This is a genomic window from Neoluteolibacter marinus, from assembly GCF_014904755.1.
Lineage (GTDB): Bacteria > Verrucomicrobiota > Verrucomicrobiia > Verrucomicrobiales > Akkermansiaceae > Haloferula > Haloferula marina.
In genome coordinates, this window is the sequence record NZ_JACZFQ010000075.1 from 11,986 (window position 1) to 30,714 (window position 18,729).

Genomic DNA, 18,729 nt, shown 5'->3' on the forward strand with positions numbered 1-18,729 from the left:
CGAGCACGCTAGCACCTCGGATGCCGGCGTCGATGCGGCAAAACATCGAGCTCGCGTCCGTCGGTCCCGTCATGGCGGCGATGGTGTATGCGGGAGAAGGAGAATGGCGCGCTCTAACAACGCCGCGATGCCACTTCTGCTCCCAGCTTTGTCCCGCACGCAAAGCCTCCATTCCGGATATGCCTGAGACAGTAGGAAGGGAATCGTGCCTCGATTCTGAGTGCCAATCCAGATTCGGGTTGTGCGCCGTTCCCGACCGGAGCGGCTTGCAGGCGGCAGCATCGGAAGTCTCCCTCTCGCTTGCGTCGGAGTGTGCCGGTTGGACGTTCAATCCTCGGTCAATTTCAAGCGCATGAATCCGGTATCCAAGTCCTCCATGGGCAGCTTGTAGATCCACTCGCGCTCTTCGAAATCGCCCAGGTTGTTGAGCTGTCTCGTGTAGATGCTGTCGGACGATCCGGGCGCATCGAGCAGGTCGGGCGAGCTGGCGGCTTGGGCGGCGAGCGTCCAACCGGTGATATTCTTCCGTACGGTGGCGGTCAGGCTGAGGTACTGTTTCGCCGGGTTCGCGCCCAACCACTCGGTGCCAGTGACCGTCTGGCGCTGGCCTTGGGGTAGCTTTCCGGGATCCGCGGCAGTCGGGTTGCCATTCAGCAGCCATTCAAGTGCGTTGCTCACTCCGTCCGGTTCAATGTCGAAGTCCGGACCGTTCTCGCCGGGTTCAAACCCTTGGTCGAGGGCCCACCCGGCGTACTGGGTGTGATCGGTCACCACGCTGAGAACGCCGGTGGAAATCGCGCTGGTGTCCCACTTCAGCCCCGGGGCAAGTGCCGGCAGGTTGTAGCTGGCGAAAGCGATCGTGCCGCCCGCGGAATCGAAGAGATCGAAGCTGTCACCCAAGACGGGAGCGGGTTGCGCGGGATCGAGCGTGACCTTGAGCGTTCCACTGGCGTTGAATGCGCCCCCAACCACGAGCTTGTCGTGGAATGCGCCGGTGGACACGTCGAGTTCGAGGGTGGACCCGGAGGCAAGGGTGAAGCTGCCTCCGACATTCAAGGTTTTCGCCAGCGGCACCGGCGGCGCGCTCGGCGAGTTCAAGGGATTGTGAGTGGCCGATCCGGCGGCGATGTAGATGTCGTCGACCTGGAGCGAAGTGGAGGAATCACCGGCGGCCATGAAGGCGAGCGCGTCGAGGGCGGTATGGGTGAAGCCATTGCGGTAGATCGTGGCCGTGCCTCCGAAGGTCCCGTGGTTGGTGCCGGTCGACCAATACACGCTGTAGGTTTCGGCGTCGTTGTTCACCACCAGCCAGACGTTGTACCAAACGTTCGTGCTCATGTTGAAGATGACGTCGCCGGGGAGCCCGGCATCGCCCATTTTGTAGGCGAGGCTGCTGCCGGCGGCGCCATTGACAAAGGGCATCACCGCGAAATCCTGCCATGCGTTGACCGTGTCGATGTTGCTCACGTCCGGGCTGAGGCCCGTCATGATGTCGTAAAACCCGGTGCCGACGGCTTTCATCCGGAAGAAGACGGTCGCGGTCTTGTCCACGTCGATTCCCGCATTCCACCGGGTGAGATCCGCTTCACCCCCGCGCCAGGCGGCCCCGCCCTTGGTTTCGAGCGCCAGACCCGAGTCGCTGGCCACGATGTTCGAGTTGCCGGTGCCGACGAACTCGCCGTTCCACACGCCACCGGTGGCCGCGGTCGTGGAGCCGGCCGGGTAGTTGTTGAAATCATCGATCGGGAAAAACGTCGTGGCCGAGACGAGCGGGAAGCCGCTGTCGCCGACACGGACCGTGGAGTTGGACGGCGCGGTCAGGTTGCCATTGATGGTTCCGCCGCCGCCAAGGGTGGTGTTGCTCGACAGGGTCATGGCCCCGCTGCCGGTGGTCCCATCCACCACCAGCGTGCCGGCGGAGAGGGTGGTCGTGCCGGAGTAGGTGTTCGGGGCTCCCAGTGTCCACGTTCCATTGCCGGCCTTCACGAGGTTCACGGTGGCGGCGCTGCCGTTTTCAATAGTGCCGTTCACCTTGCCATCGCCGTTGCCCCTGAGGGTGAAGGTGCGTGTCCCCCCTGCGTTGCTACGAATGGCGGGCCCGCCGCTGCCGAAGCCCGTTCCGCCGGTCAGCGTGAGCATGCCGGCGTCGGATTGGAGCCAATAGCGGTCACCGCCGACCTGGGAACTGACAATGCCCGTGAGCGTGTTGGTGCCGCTGTTGTTGACGATGCCGGCGGAGTCGTTGTTGCGGCCGTTCAGGAAGATCGCGTTGGGGAGAGTGGCTCCGTTTTCGAGTTCAAGCCGTGCGGTGGTGGCGTTGCCCTGCTCGCCAATCACGACCGGCCCGAACCCGAGCGCGTTCTGACTGCGGGCGCGCGCGATGCCGGGGCCCGCCGCTCCGGAGTCGATGATCGTGCCGTTGTAGGAATTGCCGTTGTTCTCGAAAACAACGGCACCGGGACCGTCAATGGTGATGCTGTCGCCACCCGCGACCGGGCCGGTCAGGAGCAGGGGATGGGCGGAGCTATTGTTGATGTTGAGCGTTCCCGCCCACTCGAGCCCGGTCCAGAATTCGTGATCGGTGGTCGTGGTGGCGGCCACGTTGATGGCGGGCTGGATGGCGCCGCCGTTGCCGCAGCCCAGCACCAGCCGGTCGGTCGGCCAACCGATCTTGTAGCGGGTGCTGCCGTCGAGATGGATGATGCTCGCGGTGCGCGGGCCATTGCCGCCTGCAATGATGTCGATCAACCGCTCCGAAATGCCGCTGAGGGTGCCGAAGTTGGCGGTCACACCGCCGAGGTTGGGCGCTCCGTTGTTCCATGAACCGCCGTTTTCCCAAGCCTTCCAGTCGGTGCTGACGCCGCTGGCATCGGTCCAGGTGGTGGAGCTGGCGGTCGCGGATTTCCACACGCGGACCCAGTCGACCTTGGTCTGGGCGGTGAAGCCGAGCGGCCATTCGGTCGTATTGGGAGTGCCCGGCCAACCGCCGACCGCGTAGTCGAGGATCAGGTACATGTTCGCCATTTCCGCGACTTCGGTCGGGTTGTTGAACGAGCTGACCTGCTGGCCGTCGAAGTAGAAGGTCACCGAGTTGTTCTGGACCCAGTTGGCACCGAACGTGTGCCACGCGCCGCTGAGGTCACCGATGCCGCCGGGATTCACCTGGCCGGCGCCGGCGGCGGCGCTGCCGCTGGGGTTCGTGTAGTGGAAGGCGGTGTGGTACTGGTCCAGCGCGTAGCCGCTGCCCGCCGCGGTATCGACGGGATACTCCATGATATCCATTTCCGGCGGCCAACCGTCGTAAAGGCCCCAGAAGGCCGGCCAGGAGCCGGGCGTGTTGGGGAGCCAGATGCGGGCTTCGATGTAGGATCCGGTGAATTTCGGTTTGGAGTAGGTGGAAACCGAACCCGACGAGAATTGAGGGTTTCCGCTCGTGGCGGTGCGCGTGGCATCGAGGACCAGGGCACCGTTCTCCAGCCGCACCTTGCTTGCCGAAGCGGTCGAAAGGCTGTTGGGCATGGTCCAGGCGGGTGAAGCAATGTCCCACTTGCTGGTGTTGACCGTGGTGCCCGAGAAGTCGTCTCCCCAGGAATACTGCCAGTTTCCCGCGGGGAGCTGGGCGTGGCAAAGAGGAGGAGCCGTCAGGCAAGCAAGGATGCCTGCCAGAACCGCGGGCCGGGAAATGGGCTCTGGTCGATTCAGGGTGGGAATGCGGCTCATGAAGCTGAACGAATCCCGCATGCGGGGCATGCCCGTGTCGCAGGCTTCGTGGGTTGGGTTTCGGGACTGCGGTCCGCGACTATAGCCCACTAGACGGGATTTCCCCGGGAAAACGGACGATCTAGCACATTTGGGGGAGTGCGAATCCCTTCCGGGTGGCGTCTCCCGGACGCCGCCGGGAGTGGCGCGCGGGGCCTTCGCCGTGCTCTCACCGGCCACCGAAAACGGTGGAGAACTGGCTGCGTGGTGTGCGCGTTCCGGATCATGAAACGCCGTCGGTGGCGCTTGGTGCTCTGGCAACCGCCGGGCACTCCGAGCGCAGTTGCCGTGAGATGGAGCGACTTTCACCACCTGGGCCGGGACAAGAGCGAGCGGTACTGGAGGCTTCGCGTGACTCTCGACAAGTGGAGGAAGCTGGTGCGCAATCAGACCACCGTGGCCCTGAAGACGGCCGATGGAGCGGTGGCGACCCGGAAGCGACGGGATCCTCAAGGGCTACCGGAAGGTCGGTCTGACGGTACGGGGGAAGGTCTAGAAGGAATGATGGGCTGGGGGGCAACCAATCCACGGAAGCCGATTCGGCTTCGATTCAGGATTCAAGTGCGCCAGATCTGGTGTTCCGATTAGCCCGGGTTCTTCCGATCCATCTGATCAGCACGCGTTCGCCTGAGGAGGTAATCAGAGCTCACAATCGCGAAGCCGACCGTCTCGATCATAGCAACTAGGAAGCATCCATTCCTACCAAGCCAGGAAATCCCAGCAGCGGCTACCAAAGCCTGAAGGCCACCTGCTACTAGTGCGGCATTGATCACTCCAGCGACGCCGTAGAGTGCCGAGAAGAGTGCTGGCTGTAGTTTCGCGATCATTGCAGGTCTGAAGGTACTTCTTGAGCGAGCGCTAGGGCGCATCCGCGGCGGAAGCGGGCACGAAATCAATGGGGTGGCTCGTGACCGTCGCCAGCAGCGCCTTGTGCACTCTTCATTCTACTTCTAATAGTCGCGACCATAGTGATCAAAGTGCCCAACAGTAAGATCCAGTGAACCGCCCATGCAATTAGCGCGACTTCACTAAAAAAGGCGCGATCAGCTGCTTCTAATGATGGGTCCCATGATCCGCTGAAGGCAACCGCAGCCCCACTTGATGCGATTCCAGCCAAATATGCGGCGACTCCCCCAAAGGCGACCTCGAAAGTTCCAATGCCTTGGATAATCACTGGACTCCATAGTGACTTCCTCTTCGACCACCAGATCGTAGCAGCAATCCATGTGAGAAAGCCTGGAGCCATGAACCACATGTAGATGCTCTCCCATGGTTCGTAGACGATGGAGGTGACTATCATTCTAATCTCTGCATAACGTTTGAGGGCGGGCGGCGCCAGTGACTTGAGGCGGCGCTACCGAGTCCTATTGGAGGCAGTGAACCACTTGACAACCCATCAGCCATATCAACGTCTCAGCGATAACGCGCGAACACAAGGCCGCGCGCCGGGGAAATGGAGGCGGGGCAAACCGCCAGCACGGCGCCCAACGGGGCGGCTGTTAAGCGTCGACAATCCCAACAACTCGCCGCGCTCCGTCCATGCAGATTTGTGGCCCTCGGCCAAGGGGGGGGCGGTCGCGAACGCTCCCTATGCATTCGCCCCCCCCAGAGGCAGTCTCGCTTCGCTCGACAGGAGTTCTCGTCCGCCAGGTTCTCCTTGGAAAAGAAAAACCCCAGCGGGGAGAACCGTTGGGGTTGATCGTGAAAGGGATGGTGCTCGAGGGGGGACTCGAACCCCCACGGATTGCTCCACTAGATCCTTAGTCTAGCGCGTCTACCAATTCCGCCACCCGAGCACGTTGGTCATTGGTGGGCCGCGGATTTATGGGGGAGGGGACGGGTTGGCAAGAGAATCTTTGCTCAAATCGGGATTTCTTTTCAGGCATGCTTCCCGCTTGCATGCTCCCGCCTCCCGGAAAGCATGGCCGCACGCCTCATGGATTCGATTCAAGCCACCTCCATCGTCAAGAAGTTCGGCAGCGTCACGGCGCTGGATGGCGTGTCCGTTGAAGTGGCCGGGGGCGAGCTGTTCTTCCTGCTCGGGGCCTCCGGCTGCGGCAAGACCACGCTGCTCCGCTGCATCGCGGGTCTCGAGACGCCGACTTCGGGGACGATTTCCTTCGGCGACAAGGACGTGACCAAGTTGCCGCCGCACAAGCGCGAGGCGGCGATGGTGTTCCAGAGCTACGCCCTGTGGCCGCACCTGAGCGTCGAGCGGAATGTTTCCTTCGGCCTCGAGGAGCGGAAAGTCGACCGTGCCGAGATCCGCAAGCGGGTGGGCGAGGCGCTGGAACTGGTGCACCTGGCGGGGATGGGCGAGCGCGGGATCGACCAGCTCTCCGGCGGCCAGCAGCAGCGGGTCGCCCTGGCCCGCGCCCTGGTGGTGCGGCCGAAATGCCTGTTGCTGGACGAGCCGCTGTCGAACCTCGACGCCAAGTTGCGGATCGAGATGCGCCGGGAAATCCGCCGCATCGTCAAGGAGGGCGGGCTGACCGCGGTTTACGTGACGCACGACCAGGAGGAGGCGCTTTCGATGGCGGACCGGATGGCCGTCCTCAACCGCGGCCGGATTGAGCAACTCGGCACCGCGGAGGATGTTTACCGGAACCCCGTCACGGCCTTCGTGGCCGGATTCATCGGCGAGACCAACTTGATCCGGGGGCGCACCCTCGAGGTGCGGGGAGGATTCGTGATGGTCGACACCCCGGGTGGTCCTCTGGTCGGCCGCCTGACCCGCGAGGGCTGGGTGCCGGGCCCCGGGGAAGAGGTCCGTTTGTCGGTCCGTCCGGAAGCCTGGCGGATCGATCCCGCCACCGGCGAAAATGGAATCACCGGGAAGATCATCGAGCGCAGCTACCTCGGGCAGCGCATCCAGTACGTGGTGCAGACCGCGATCGGATCGCAGCAGGTGGTGGAGCTCAATCCGCTGCTGGTCCGCGAACCCGGCGACGAGGTGGTGAAGATCTCTGCCCGTCATTCGGACGTTGTGGTGCTTGAAGCCTGACCTGCCATGCGACGACTGCTTCCCATCCTGGCCCTGCTGGTGTCGGTGATCGCCGCGCCGATCGTGTTGCGGAGGAATTCCGAACTGGCGCGGGTCGGCCAAGGCGACGATCAGCTGGTGATCATCACGCCTCACAACGAGACGATCCGCTCGGAGTTCGGCGAGGCCTTTGCCCGCCACTGGAAAGAAAAGACCGGGCGTTCGCTCAACATCGGTTGGCGCATCCCGGGCGGCACCTCGGACATCGCCCGGGTGCTGGAAAGCTCGTACAAAGCGGCGGATGAGATCGGTAATACTGGCGTAGGAATCGATGTGTTCTTCGGCGGCGGCGAGCCGGATTTCAAGGCCCAGGCGGAGAAGGGGCGCTTCGTGAAGCTTTCCGTCTTCGACGAGCATCCCGAATTGTTCGCGGAGGATGTCATCCCGGCAACGTTCACCGGCGAGAACTACTATGACGCGGAGCACCGCTGGGTCGGGTGCTGTCTTTCCCAGATGGGCATCTGCTACAACCGCGACGCCATCAAGCGTCTCGGGGTGCTGCCTCCCCAGCGTTGGGCGGACCTGGGCAACCCGGCCTATGCCGGCTACCTCGCGCTGGCGGATCCGACCAAGAGCGGATCGGTCGGGCGGATGTTCGAACTGATGATCCAGGAGCAGATGCAGTCGGTGATCGAGGAAAAGGGCGACTCGCCGGAAAGCCGCGAGGAGGGTTGGAAGAACGGCCTCAACCTGCTGCAGCGGCTGGCCGCGAACGCCCGCTACTTCACCGACTCCGCCAGCAAGGTGCCCCACGACGTGGCCCAGGGCGACGCCGCCGCGGGAACTTGCATCGACTTCTACGGCCGCTCCTTCACCGAGAAACTCGGCAAGCGCGGTCCATCGCGCTTGGTGTGGACGGCACCGCACGGCGGCACGTCGATTAGCGTCGATCCCGTCGCGGTGCTGCGCGGTGCGCCCAACGCGGAGATCGCCCAGGAGTTCGTTGCCTTCTGCCTCAGCCGCGAGGGCCAGTTGCTGTGGAACCTGAAGGTCGGCACGCCGGGTGGCCCGCGGGAGACCTCGCCGCGTCGCCTGCCGATCCGCCGCGACCTCTACACGACGGAATTGCTGGCGAACTTCTCCGATCCCGATGCCTTGCCCTACGAGCGCGGCGGTGGCTTCGAGTATCGCAAGGAGTTGACCGGACCGGCCTTCAAGGCCCTGGCTCAGATTTTCCGGGCGATGTGCATCGATCCGCACCAGGAGATGACCGGTGCCTGGCAGACGATGCGATTGCACCAGAGCATGGCGGTGCCGCTCGAGGAAAGTGCGGGCGGGCGGGTGTTCTTCGACGTCTCCCACGTCACCTACGATCGCCTGATGAATGAGATCGTTCCCTTGATGGCCAAGAAGGACCCGCTGGCGACCATGCGCTTGATGTCGGGCATTTCCGCGACCTTCCGCGCCAACTACCAGGAAGCGGCCGCGCTCGCCGCGAAAGGAGGACGCCTGTGAACCGGAAGGCTGCCATCACCGTCACCGCGATCGTCAGCGTCCTGTTCGCGGTGTTTTTCCTGTATCCCGCGGTCTCGGTGATCGGGGAAGCGTTCCGGCTTCCGGACGGAACCCTGACCTTCGCCTTCGTCGGCGACGTTTTCCGCAATCCGGTCTATCGGGAGGGTCTTTGGAATGCCCTCGCGCTGGGTTTGGCAAGCACGCTCGCGACCTTCCTGATCGCCTTCCCGCTGTCATTGCTTTCGCACCGCTACGACTTCGCCGGCCGCGGTGCGCTCGGGGTGATGATCCTGATCCCGCTGGTGCTGCCGCCTTTCGTCGGGGCCATCGGGATCAAGCACATGCTCGGGGTAGAGGGATCGCTGAACGCGCTGTTGATCGACGCCGGCATCATGAATCCCCTGAGCCCGGTCGACTGGCTGGCGAAGGGCAGGTTCTGGGGGATCGTCGCGATGAACGCGCTGCACCTCTATCCGATTCTCTACATGAACATCACCGCGGCGCTGTCGAACCTCGACCCGGCGATGGAGCAGGCGGCGGAAAACCTCGGCTGCCCGCCGGCGCGGCGCTTGTGGCGGGTCACCCTGCCGCTGGCGATGCCGGGGATCTTCGCGGGATCGGCGATCGTGTTTGTCTGGGCATTCACCGAACTGGGGGTGCCGCTGGTCTTCGACTACACCCGGGTGGCACCGGTGCAGGTGTTCGATGGCATCAAGGACTTGTCCGGCAATCCGGCCCCCTATGCGCTGGTGGCGATCATCCTGGTCATCTCGGCGCTGGTGTTCGGCGTCACCAAGGCGCTATTCGGCCGTCAGACATCGGGCAGCCAGCCGCGCCCGAAGGGCCGTGGCGGCGAGGTCAAACTGACCGGATTGCGCTCTCTCGGTTGCACCATGGTGTTCAGCTTCGTGTTCCTGGTGGCCGCTCTGCCGCACCTCGGCGTGGTCCTGCTTTCCCTCTCCGACGACTGGTATCAGACGGTGCTGCCGCTCGCCTTGACCTTCGAGCATTACGTCGACGCGCTGGGCGACCCCTTCGTGGTTCCGTCGATCAAGAACAGCCTGATCTACGCTTCCGGAGCCACCTTGATCGACCTGGTGCTGGGGATTGTCATCGCCTGGGTGATCGTCCGGAGCACCATCAAGGGCCGGGCCCTGCTCGATGCGCTGGTGATGCTGCCGCTTGCCGTGCCCGGGCTGGTGCTGGCCTTCGGCTACCTCGCGCTTTCCCAGGAAGGCCGGCCGCTCTACTTCCTGATCGGCAAGGACGGCAGCCCGGCAATGCTGTTGATCGTGGCTTACGCCGTCAGGCGCTTGCCGTATGTCGTGCGCTCGGCGGTGGCCGGCCTGCAGCAAAGCAACCCCGCCCTCGAAGAAGCCGCCCGTTCGCTGGGTGCCGGATGGTTCCGGACCTTGCGGAAGGTTTCGCTGCCCTTGATCGGCGCCAACCTTGCGGCGGGGGGCATCCTCGCCTTTGCCTTCGCCATGCTGGAGGTCAGCGACAGCCTGATCCTTGCCCAGCAGACCGAGCACTATCCGATCACGAAGACGATCTACATGCTGCTTTCCTCGCTCGGCGACGGCCACGAGCTCGCCGCCGCTCTCGGCGTGTGGGCGATGGTCTTCCTGGCGATCGCGATCACCGGAGCGGCCGTGTTGGCCGGAAAACGCGGCGGCTTGTTCCGGGTTTAGGTCCCGGGGAATGACCGGATCATTCGCCCGTCCCGTTGTCCTCGACTTCCACCGGGTAGTCGTCGGTTTGCGGGTCGAAGTCGGCGGGGACGAAGCCCGGCGGCGGGCTCGCCTTGGGCAGCTTGCCGGCACCTGCCGCGCTGGCAGCGGCGCCGCCGATCATCGTGACAACGATCGGGGCGAACAAGAGGGTGGCCGGGGCGACGACCAGCGAGAACAGCAAAAGCCCGATGCCGCCGCCGGTACGGCCCTTGGTCATGGCGATGACGGCCAGGACAAATCCCGCCACGATGAGGGGCGGGCCGATGATCCACGCCAGGAACCCGACGATGGGTACCAGCGCCATGACGCAGGCCCCGCCGATGAGGATCCATCCCCACAGCAGGCATTGGCCGGCGTGACGGAGCGAGGGATCGAAGCCGCCGGCGGGGTGCAGGCGGGTCGTCGGCTGGAGGCGTGTGGTGGGTGGATTCACGGGGTCATGCTACCGGGTGCAGCGGACGGAAGGAAAGCCACGAGATGGAGGATCGGGGCGGACAACTGGCGTCGCTCAGTTGCTGTTTTCGAAGAACATGCCACCGACACCCCACGCGAGGTCCTGGCGGGGGAGGATGCCGTCGCCGCCGATGTAGAAACGGCTGGCGACGAGGTAATTGTCGCGCCGGATGCCGCCCTTGCCGCCGGCCAGAAGATCGGTCACGGCGATGCCGAGGGAGCCGGCGATGCCCTGCTTTTCCCGGATGTGCTCGCGGAAGGCGGCTTCGTTCGGATTGGCGACCGCGAGGACCACGACGATGATTCCGAGGAGCAAGATCAGGCGCTTCATGGTGGCAGGCTAAGGTTCGGGCCGTGATGCGGCAAGGCCCGGCGCTGCACCATCGAATGCCGCTTTGATCGCTCGGGAAAATCGGCTATGGGTTAGGTCCCATAACATCATGATTGAACTATTCCGGAATCAGGACAAGGCGACGGTGGGCCATCTCCAGGGCCTGTTGGAGTCCGCGGGCATCGCCACGTTCGTCCGAAACGAGGACCTCTCGGCGACGGCCATCGCGATCACCGAATTCGCGCCCGCCTTGTGCGTTGTCGACGAGAGCGACGTCGAGCGGGCGGTGGAGATCATCCGCGGTTACCTGGCCAGCCGCCCCGCGGAGGTGGAGGAAGAACTCACTTGTCCAAGCTGCGGGGAAACCAGCCCGGGGACCTTCGCGGAATGTTGGAAGTGTGGCGGTCCGCTCGGTAAGTGAAGGGCTCGACGAAGGCGGCCTGTGGGACGTCGATGCAGGTGCGGGCTTCAGTGGCGTTCCGTTTGCATCCGGCACACCCCGGTGCTTGGGTTCCTTCATGCGATCCGCTTGGCTTGTCATTGGAGCTACTGCTGTTTTGGGAATGCGGCTTTCTGCCGCGGAATGGGTGGAGAGTGCGGCGGCGGCCAAGGCTTTCGAGCGCGAGGAGGTCTCGGGCACGTTCGTGGTTCTCGATGTGGGATCGGGTCAACTTTCGGGCCACGATGAGAAGCGTGCGAAGACTCGCTACGTTCCGGCATCCACTTACAAGATCCCCAACACCCTGATCGGACTGCAGGCGGGATCGGTGAAGTCGGTGGACGAGGTGCTGCCCTACGGTGGCAAGCCGCAGTCGTTCGAAGCCTGGGAGCACGACATGAGCCTGAGGGATGCCATCAAGATCTCCTGCGTCCCGATCTATCAGGAACTGGCGCGGCGGACCGGGCTGGAGGTGATGCAAGCCGGGGTGACGAAGCTGGGCTACGGGAACGGCGACATCGGCACCAAGGTCGACCGGTTCTGGTTGGATGGTCCGCTGAAGATCAGCGCGGTGGAGCAAGTCCGCTTCCTCGCGCGACTGGCGGCCGGAGAGCTGCCTTTCCCGCCCGGGTTGCAGCAGGCGACGCGCGACATTGTGAAGCTGGAGTCCGGCGAAGGTTGGGCCCTCTTCGGCAAGTCGGGCTGGGAGAATGCCCCGGACCCTGGCATCGGATGGTGGGTCGGCTGGGTGGAAAACCGGGGCAAGGTCCACGCCTTCGCCCTGAACATGGACATGAATGGCGCCGGCGACGCGGCGAAGAGGGAGGCGCTGGGACGGGAGATCCTGGCTGCGATGGGTTTGTTGGAGGCGTCCAGGGAACCGTCGTAGGGCCTGCCGGGCCGGACGCCGATCCAGCAAGAAGGGTATCACCAAGTTCCGGATCCTTGGTCTCCTGCTTGGAGCGATCGGTTAGGAGGACGATGATGCCGCGGCTGCAGCTGCTGCCGCGGCTGCGGCGACCTGAGCTTGCTGGATCTGGAGGGCCGCGGCGGTCTCGGCGGAAGTCGCCGCGTCGCTGGCAATGATGCAGTAGCCGTAGCCGAGGCCAGCCAGTTCGTTCTTCCAGAGCAGGTGGCCATCGGAGGCACGGAGACCGAAGAGATGTCCGCCGGCGTGGGCGATGACCATGTCGTCGCAGAGCACGACGGTGACGAGATGCGAGCGTTTCAGTTCGGTGCGCCAAATTTCTTCGCCGGAACGCTGGTCGATGCAGACGACGTGCTTGTGGATCCCGAGGTAAATGCGGTCTTTCATCGGGCGGACCCTAGCTGCACCGCGCTTGTCCTGCGATTCCAGTCCGCGATGCATTTCGTAGCCGCGGCGGCAGGATTTCGAAGGTGGGCCGGGAGTGGAAACCGTGTAGTCTCGCGGGGTGACCGAGATCGATCGAGAGGACTTCCGGAACCTGTTGGACGAGATTTCGCGGACGCGGATGCCCTTCGGCAAGTTCGGCCGCGAGGCATGCCCGCCCGCCGGGATGCCGATCTACGACCTGCCGATCGAGTACCTCAGCTGGTTCCATGACCGCGGGTTTCCGAAGGGGCGGCTCGGCGAGTTGATGGCGGTCGTTCTGGAGGTCAAGGCGGTGGGCATGGACAGCCTGTTCGACCCGATCCGCCAGGCGGTGGGAGGGCGGGTGACCCTGCGCAAGAAGCGCAAGCGCGAGGTGCGGTTTCCCGACGAAGGAGGAAGCGTCGGATGAAAGTGGCATTTCCGGACCTGATCGAAACTGAGCGGCTGATCGTCCGGCCGGCGCGGCCGGGCGACGGCGCCGTGTTCAACCGGGCGATCCACGAATCGCTGGATCAGTTGCGTCCGTGGCTGGGGTGGGTGAGTCCACCGCCGACTCCGGAGGAGTCGGAAGATTCGTGCCGGAGGGCTCATGAGAAGTTCCTGTCGGGCGAAGACCTGATGGCTTTCTTTTTCCTCAAGGAAGGCGGCGCCATGGTCGGAGGCTCGGGGCTTCACGATCCTGACTGGGAGCTGCGCTGTTTCGAGGTCGGTTACTGGGGGCGATCCGGCCACGGCGGGCGTGGGCTGGTCACGGAAGGCGTCCGGGCGCTGGCGGAGTTTGCCCTTTCCTCTCTTGGCGCGCGGCGGGTGTTCCTGACGACGGACCAGGAAAACCGGCGGAGCTGGCGGCTGGCCGAGAACGCGGGATTCGAACTTGAGGGAATCCTCCGCAATGAGCGTCTGAACCTGGCGGGGATGCCGCGTGATACCCGGGTCTACTCCCGGGTGCCCGCCTAGCTCGAGAAGGTCTTCCGCAGGTGCGAAGGCAGGATGCCAAGCTGCTCGCGGTACTTGGCAACGGTGCGGCGGGCGACCGGGATGCCCTGCTCCTTGAGTTGCTTGGCCAGGGCGTCGTCCGACAGCGGCTTGGCCGGATCCTCCTTGTGGACCAGGTCCTGGATCGCCTCGCGCACGCCGGCATTGGAAACCTCGGTGCCGTCGGCCGTCTGGTAGCCGGCGGCGAAGAAGGCGCGCATCTCCATCAGTCCGTGCGGCGTGAGGACGTACTTCCCGGCGACCGCGCGCGAGATGGTCGTGGCGTGGAGGTCGATCTGGTCGGCGATCTCGTTCATCGTCAGCGGCCGCAGGAAACGCGGGCCCTTGGCGAGGAAGGCCGGCTGGTGCTCGATCAGCTTTTCGGCGATCGACAGGATCGTCTCCTGGCGCAGCGACAGCGAACGGATCAGGGTGCGGCCTTCGCGGATGTTCTCGCGGAGGAAATGGCGGGCCTTACGGTCATTGGTCGTCTTGCCCAGCATGTCCTTGTAGAAATCATTGATCTTCAGCTTGGGCAGATACTCGTTGGTCAGCCGCGCGCGGAAGCCGTCGTCGACCTTCTCGATGACCACATCGGGCTGGATGTAGGGATTGCCCGTGGGGTCGAAGTCGCCGCCGGGGTTCGGGGTCAGTCTGCCGATCCGCGAGGCGGCCTCCGAGATGCGTTCGACGCTGGTGCCGAGCGTCCGGGCGATCTGCGGGTAGCGCTTGCGGGCAAGTTCCTCGAGGTGGTCACGGACGATCCGGTATTCCAGGCTGTTGCCCTCGCCGGCACGCTCGAGCTGCAACAGCAGCGACTCCTGGATGCCGGTGGCGCCGATGCCCGGGGGATCGAAGGACTGGAGGAGCTTGACCGCGGCCTCCATCGACTTCTTCGGAATGCCCAGCCGCGAGGCCAGCTCGAGGGCGGGCAGGTCGAGGAAACCGCGGGGGTCGAGGTTGCCCAGCAATTGCCGTGTCGCCTCCTTCACGTCAGGATCGACCAGCGAAAAGTCCAGCTGGTGGGACAGGTGCTGCTGGAGGGTTTCCGGCGCGACGATCGAGTTGTAGAGATGCTCGCGGCGCTCCTCGTCGTCGGTGCTGCGCGGGTTGGCGCGGCGCTCCATGATCTCGAGGTCGCGCCAGTCGTCGTCGGTCTCGTTGAGGTGGTCGAGCGAATCCGCTTCCTCGGGATCCGGGGAGTTCTCGTCGAGCGAGATCGACTCGGTGATGTCCTCGAGGACCGGGTTGATGTCGAGCGCCTGTTGGACCAGCTGCTGCAACTCCATCGAGTTGGCTTGGAGGATCTCCAAGCTGCGTCGCATCTGCGGGGCCAGCGACTGTTGCTGTCCGAGCGATTGATGGAGCGAGGCATCGGCCATGGCAAAAAATTCCGCGGATCTCGCGGACGCCGGGAATAAAGCCGAGGAGGTTCAGGATTGCAGCAATTTTTGTGCCATGGGCCAAAAATATTTTTCTTGCCGCTCTGCCCGAAGTGTGGGAGGCGAGGCGTGAAGCCCGACACGCCGGTCAGTTTCCGGCGGGCATGTCCCTCAAGCACCAGCGATGAAACAAGGAGATTTCGGACCTTTCGAGCAGAAAATGCGCGCCGCCGGCGTGATGGAGTCGGCGATTGAAGCGTTCCGCTACAATTATGACGCGCTTTGCCGCGAGGAGAGCGGCTTGATCCCTGAAGAGACGATCCAGCCTGCCGACGGACTTCCTGCCTTTGAGCCCGGTGCCGCGGAGTTCGATCCGGAGCTGCTTTCGCAATCGGTGGTGATCAAGCTGAACGGGGGGCTGGGTACCAGCATGGGCCTGCAGAAGGTGAAGAGCGTCCTTGAGGTGCGGCCGGGAGTGAATTTCCTGGATCTGATTGTGCGCCAGCTGGTGTCGCTGCGCGAGAAGAGCGGCTCGAAAGTGCGGCTGTTGCTGATGAACAGCTTCAGCACCAGCGAGGACACGCTGGAGTATCTCGGGCGTCACGCCGACGGCGGTTTTGCCGAGGCCTCGGAAGTCGAGTTGATGCAGAACCAGGTGCCGAAGATCGACGAGGCGACGCTTGCTCCGGTCGAATGGCCGGCGAATCCGTCCCTCGAGTGGTGCCCGCCGGGGCACGGTGACCTCTACCCGGCGCTGGTGGGCAGCGGTTGGCTCGACCGGCTGCTGGCGGACGGGGTGAAATACGCCTTCGTTTCGAATTCCGACAATCTCGGCGCGGTGTTGGAGCCGGGACTGCTGAAACACTTCGCCGAGTCCGGGGCGCCGTTCCTGATGGAGGTAACCCGCCGCACGCCGGCCGACCGCAAGGGCGGGCATCTGGCGGTGCGCCGCGACAATGGCCGGCTCCTGCTGCGCGAGGTGGCGCAGTGTCCGGACGGTGATCTCGACGCTTTCCAGGACATCGACAGGCACCGGTACTTCAACACCAACTCGATCTGGTTGCGGCTGGATCTCCTCAAGGAGCGCCTGGAGCAAGGCGGCGGCGTGCTGCCGCTGCCGATGATCCGCAACCGCAAGACCGTTGACCCCCGCGACAAGGCGTCGACCCCGGTGATCCAGCTGGAAGTGGCGATGGGGGCGGCGATCGAGTGCTTCGAGGGGGCGCGGGCGATCGAGGTGCCGCGCTCGCGCTTCGCGCCGGTGAAGTCGACCGCCGACCTGTTCGCGCTGCGCTCGGATGCCTATGAGATCGGCGCGGATGGCCGGGTCGAGCTGGCGGCATCGCGCCACGGGGTCCCTCCGGTGGTGAAATTGGACGACTCCTACAAGCTCGTCGATGCCATCGGGGTGCTCGGGGCTCCGTCCCTCGAGGCTTGCGAGGAGTTGAAAATCGAAGGCCCGCTGCGCTTTGCCGACGGGGTGGTGTTGAAAGGAAAAGTGGCGTTTTCGGCCTCCGGATCCGATCCGAAAACGGTGTTGGCTGGTATTTACGAGGATGGGGAATTTCCTATCTGACGGACATTTTTGATTTGCAGCCTTGTTATTCGAGGGGGGGCTGTTACCCGGACTACGCACATGGCGACCATTGGCGAAATCACACTGTCGGCGGAGGGTTTCGACGCGGTTATTTTTGACTGCGACGGGACCTTGGTGAACTCCATGCCTTATCATTTCGAGGCATGGTGTGAAGCTCTTGCCCTTTATGGGGCGGGTAATATCTTCAAGGAAGATGTGTTCTATGCGATGGGCGGGCGGCCGACCAAGGATATCGTGGTAGAACTCAATGATGAGTACGGGTTGAAACTTGATCCGGAGTCCGTCGCCTTCGCCAAGCGCGAGGCCTTCCTCACCAAGCTCGACCGGATCGAGGTCATCGATGAAGTCGCCGCTTTCGCCCAGAGCCTGCGCGGCAAGCTGCCGATGGCGATCGCGACCGGCGGCAGCCGGCTGGTGATCGAGAAGACGCTGCAGGCGGTGAATGTTTCGGACGTCTTCGATGAAGTGGTCACGGCCGACGACGTGACGGTGGGCAAGCCGGCGCCGGAGATCTTCCTCAAGGCGGCGGAATTGCTCGGGGTCGCTCCGGAGCGCTGCCTGGTTCTGGAAGACGCGCCGGCTGGCGTGATGGCGGCGCAGTTGGCGGGGATGACGGTGATTTCAATCCCGGCACCGCTCGACTTCGCCGACAAATAATCGGCCAGGCGATCTCTTTTCGGGATTCGCTCTTGCCAGCGGGTGGGCGCCTCTTTTGACTCCGCCATGGCGGATATTTCTCTCGGATTGTCGTTCGACGACGTGCTTCTCGTTCCCGCGTTGAGCGAGATCTTGCCCACGGAATCGGACATTTCGACCCACGTGACGGCCGGAATCCGGCTGAATCTTCCGGTCGTTTCGGCGGCCATGGACACCGTTTCCGAAACGGAGCTGGCGATCGCCTTGGCCCGCGAGGGCGGCATGGGGGTGATCCACCGGGCTTGCTCGATCGAAGAGCAGGCGTCGATGGTTTCGCGGGTGAAGCGCTCGGAAAGCGCGGTGATCCGCAAGCCGCTCACCGTCCGCAAGGAGCAGACCGTCCGCGAGGTCCTCGCGATCATGGCCGAACACGGGTTCTCCGGCTTCCCGGTGGTGGATGCGGAGGGCCGGCTCGAGGGCATGGTGACCGGACGCGATGTCCGCTACCTCGACCGCGCCGACGCAAAGGTGGAGGACGTGATGACCTGCCGCGACAAGCTCGTCACGGCTCCTGCCTCCACGGTGCTCGAGGAAGCCCGCCGGATCCTTTACCAGAACAGGATCGAGAAGCTGCCTCTGGTCGACGGCGACGGCAAGTTGGTCGGCCTGATCACCGGTTCCGACATCGAGAAGCGGATCACTTTCACCAACGCCGCGAAGGACCCGGCCGGGCAGCTCCGTTGCGGTGCCGCGGTCGGCGTGGGACCGGATTGCGTCGAGCGCGGCCAGGCGATGATCGATGCCGGGGCCGACGCGCTGTTCATCGACGCCGCCACCGGCCACACCTCGCGGGTGATGGAGGTGATTTCGAAACTGCGATCGCTTTCCGATGTCCCGGTTGTCGCCGGCAACGTGGTCACCGAGCAGGGTGCCAAGGATCTGGTGTCGGCGGGCGCGAGCGCGCTCAAGGTCGGCGTCGGCCCGGGATCGATCTGCACCACCCGGGTCATCGCCGGGGTCGGCATGCCGCAATTCACCGCGATCCAGAACGTCGCCGGTTACTGCCGCGAGCGCGGGGTCAAGGTGATCGCCGACGGCGGGATCCGTTACTCCGGCGACGTGGTGAAGGCGCTCGCCGCCGGGGCCGACCTGGTGATGCTGGGATCGATCCTCGCCGGCACCCGCGAGAGCCCGGGGCAAAGCGTCTACTATCAGGGCCGTCGCTTCAAAACCTACCGCGGCATGGGATCGCTCGGCGCGATGCGCAAGGGGTCCGGCGACCGCTACGGCCAGAACAGCTCGGGCAAGCTCGTTGCGGAAGGCGTGGAAGGCCGCGTCCCTTACAAGGGCCCGCTTTCCGACGTGATCTTCCAGCTGATGGGCGGGCTCCGCTCCGGCATGGGCTACGTCGGTGCTTCGAGCTTGGAGCAGTTGCGCGAGCGGGCCACCTTCACCCGCATCACCCCCGGCGGCCTGCGTGAAAGCCACGTCCACGACATCGTGATCACGGAAGAACCGACCAACTACCAGCCGCTCGCCTGAGCCCGGCATTCCCCTCGACTCCCTTTTCGG

The 18,729-nt window shown here is 64.3% G+C and carries 15 protein-coding genes and 1 tRNA gene; 10 read left to right on the forward strand and 6 right to left on the reverse strand.

All coding sequences use genetic code 11. From position 1 onward, the window contains the following. Nucleotides 1–327: 327 nt before the first annotated feature. On the reverse strand, nt 328–3,720 hold the full coding sequence (locus IG178_RS14635) for an autotransporter-associated beta strand repeat-containing protein (protein WP_193213311.1): 3,393 nt from the start codon (nt 3,718–3,720) through the stop codon (nt 328–330). Between the two features lie 1,750 nt (nt 3,721–5,470). Continuing rightward, a tRNA-Leu gene (locus tag IG178_RS14640) sits at nt 5,471–5,555 on the reverse strand. A 140-nt stretch (nt 5,556–5,695) separates the two neighbouring features. On the opposite strand from IG178_RS14640, the gene IG178_RS14645 reads away from it, so the two are divergent. Genes IG178_RS14645 through IG178_RS14655 form a run of 3 tightly spaced genes read left to right on the forward strand, consistent with a single transcriptional unit; the run spans nt 5,696 to nt 9,948 of the window. Then, complete coding sequence (locus IG178_RS14645; protein ID WP_193213312.1) at nt 5,696–6,763, forward strand: ABC transporter ATP-binding protein; 1,068 nt, start codon at nt 5,696–5,698, stop codon at nt 6,761–6,763. Nucleotides 6,764–6,769: 6 nt separating this feature from the next. Beyond that, nucleotides 6,770–8,257, forward strand: a complete 1,488-nt coding sequence (locus tag IG178_RS14650; protein WP_193213313.1) for an ABC transporter substrate-binding protein — start codon at nt 6,770–6,772, stop codon at nt 8,255–8,257. Continuing rightward, nucleotides 8,254–9,948 (forward strand): ABC transporter permease, encoded by a 1,695-nt coding sequence (locus IG178_RS14655; RefSeq protein WP_343225980.1) that lies wholly within the window; start codon nt 8,254–8,256, stop codon nt 9,946–9,948. Before IG178_RS14650 ends, IG178_RS14655 begins: the two co-directional genes overlap by 4 nt. Nucleotides 9,949–9,967: 19 nt before the next feature. On the opposite strand, the gene IG178_RS14660 is transcribed toward IG178_RS14655, so the two are convergent. Both IG178_RS14660 and IG178_RS14665 read right to left on the reverse strand, forming a co-directional pair. Further along, nucleotides 9,968–10,423: a hypothetical protein gene (locus IG178_RS14660; protein WP_193213314.1), complete on the reverse strand. Its 456-nt coding sequence runs from the start codon at nt 10,421–10,423 to the stop codon at nt 9,968–9,970. 75 nt (nt 10,424–10,498) lie between these two features. After that, nucleotides 10,499–10,774, reverse strand: a complete 276-nt coding sequence (locus tag IG178_RS14665) for a hypothetical protein (RefSeq protein ID WP_193213315.1) — start codon at nt 10,772–10,774, stop codon at nt 10,499–10,501. 109 nt (nt 10,775–10,883) lie between these two features. Between IG178_RS14665 and IG178_RS14670 the strand changes: the two genes are divergently transcribed. Next, a complete protein-coding gene (locus IG178_RS14670) occupies nt 10,884–11,195 on the forward strand; it encodes a putative signal transducing protein (RefSeq protein ID WP_193213316.1) in 312 nt (103 codons plus the stop codon). A 97-nt stretch (nt 11,196–11,292) separates the two neighbouring features. After that, nucleotides 11,293–12,102, forward strand: a complete 810-nt coding sequence (gene blaOXA, locus IG178_RS14675; protein ID WP_425499867.1) for a class D beta-lactamase — start codon at nt 11,293–11,295, stop codon at nt 12,100–12,102. A gap of 81 nt (nt 12,103–12,183) precedes the next feature. Here the strand turns inward: blaOXA and IG178_RS14680 are convergent, their stop codons facing one another. Then, nucleotides 12,184–12,528 (reverse strand): outer membrane protein assembly factor BamB family protein, encoded by a 345-nt coding sequence (locus tag IG178_RS14680; protein WP_193213318.1) that lies wholly within the window; start codon nt 12,526–12,528, stop codon nt 12,184–12,186. Between the two features lie 118 nt (nt 12,529–12,646). Between IG178_RS14680 and IG178_RS14685 the strand changes: the two genes are divergently transcribed. Further along, on the forward strand, nt 12,647–12,976 hold the full coding sequence (locus IG178_RS14685; protein WP_343225981.1) for a DUF3820 family protein: 330 nt from the start codon (nt 12,647–12,649) through the stop codon (nt 12,974–12,976). Further along, on the forward strand, nt 12,973–13,524 hold the full coding sequence (locus IG178_RS14690) for a GNAT family N-acetyltransferase (RefSeq protein ID WP_193213319.1): 552 nt from the start codon (nt 12,973–12,975) through the stop codon (nt 13,522–13,524). The genes IG178_RS14685 and IG178_RS14690 overlap by 4 nt, the downstream gene beginning before the upstream one ends. Here the strand turns inward: IG178_RS14690 and rpoN are convergent. After that, nucleotides 13,521–14,924 carry an RNA polymerase factor sigma-54 gene (gene rpoN, locus IG178_RS14695; protein ID WP_193213320.1) on the reverse strand — a complete coding sequence of 468 codons (1,404 nt, stop codon included), beginning with the start codon at nt 14,922–14,924 and terminating at the stop codon, nt 13,521–13,523. The two genes, IG178_RS14690 and rpoN, sit on opposite strands and share 4 nt — an antisense overlap. 184 nt (nt 14,925–15,108) lie before the next feature. Between rpoN and IG178_RS14700 the strand changes: the two genes are divergently transcribed. The 3 genes from IG178_RS14700 (at nt 15,109) to guaB (ending at nt 18,699) form a co-directional block, all read left to right on the forward strand. Further along, nucleotides 15,109–16,500 carry a UTP--glucose-1-phosphate uridylyltransferase gene (locus IG178_RS14700; RefSeq protein ID WP_193213321.1) on the forward strand — a complete coding sequence of 464 codons (1,392 nt, stop codon included), beginning with the start codon at nt 15,109–15,111 and terminating at the stop codon, nt 16,498–16,500. 9 nt (nt 16,501–16,509) lie between these two features. Further along, nucleotides 16,510–17,178 carry an HAD family hydrolase gene (locus IG178_RS14705; RefSeq protein WP_226895458.1) on the forward strand — a complete coding sequence of 223 codons (669 nt, stop codon included), beginning with the start codon at nt 16,510–16,512 and terminating at the stop codon, nt 17,176–17,178. 66 nt (nt 17,179–17,244) lie between these two features. After that, complete coding sequence (gene guaB / locus IG178_RS14710; protein WP_193213322.1) at nt 17,245–18,699, forward strand: IMP dehydrogenase; 1,455 nt, start codon at nt 17,245–17,247, stop codon at nt 18,697–18,699. The last annotated feature ends 30 nt before the right edge of the window (nt 18,700–18,729 follow it).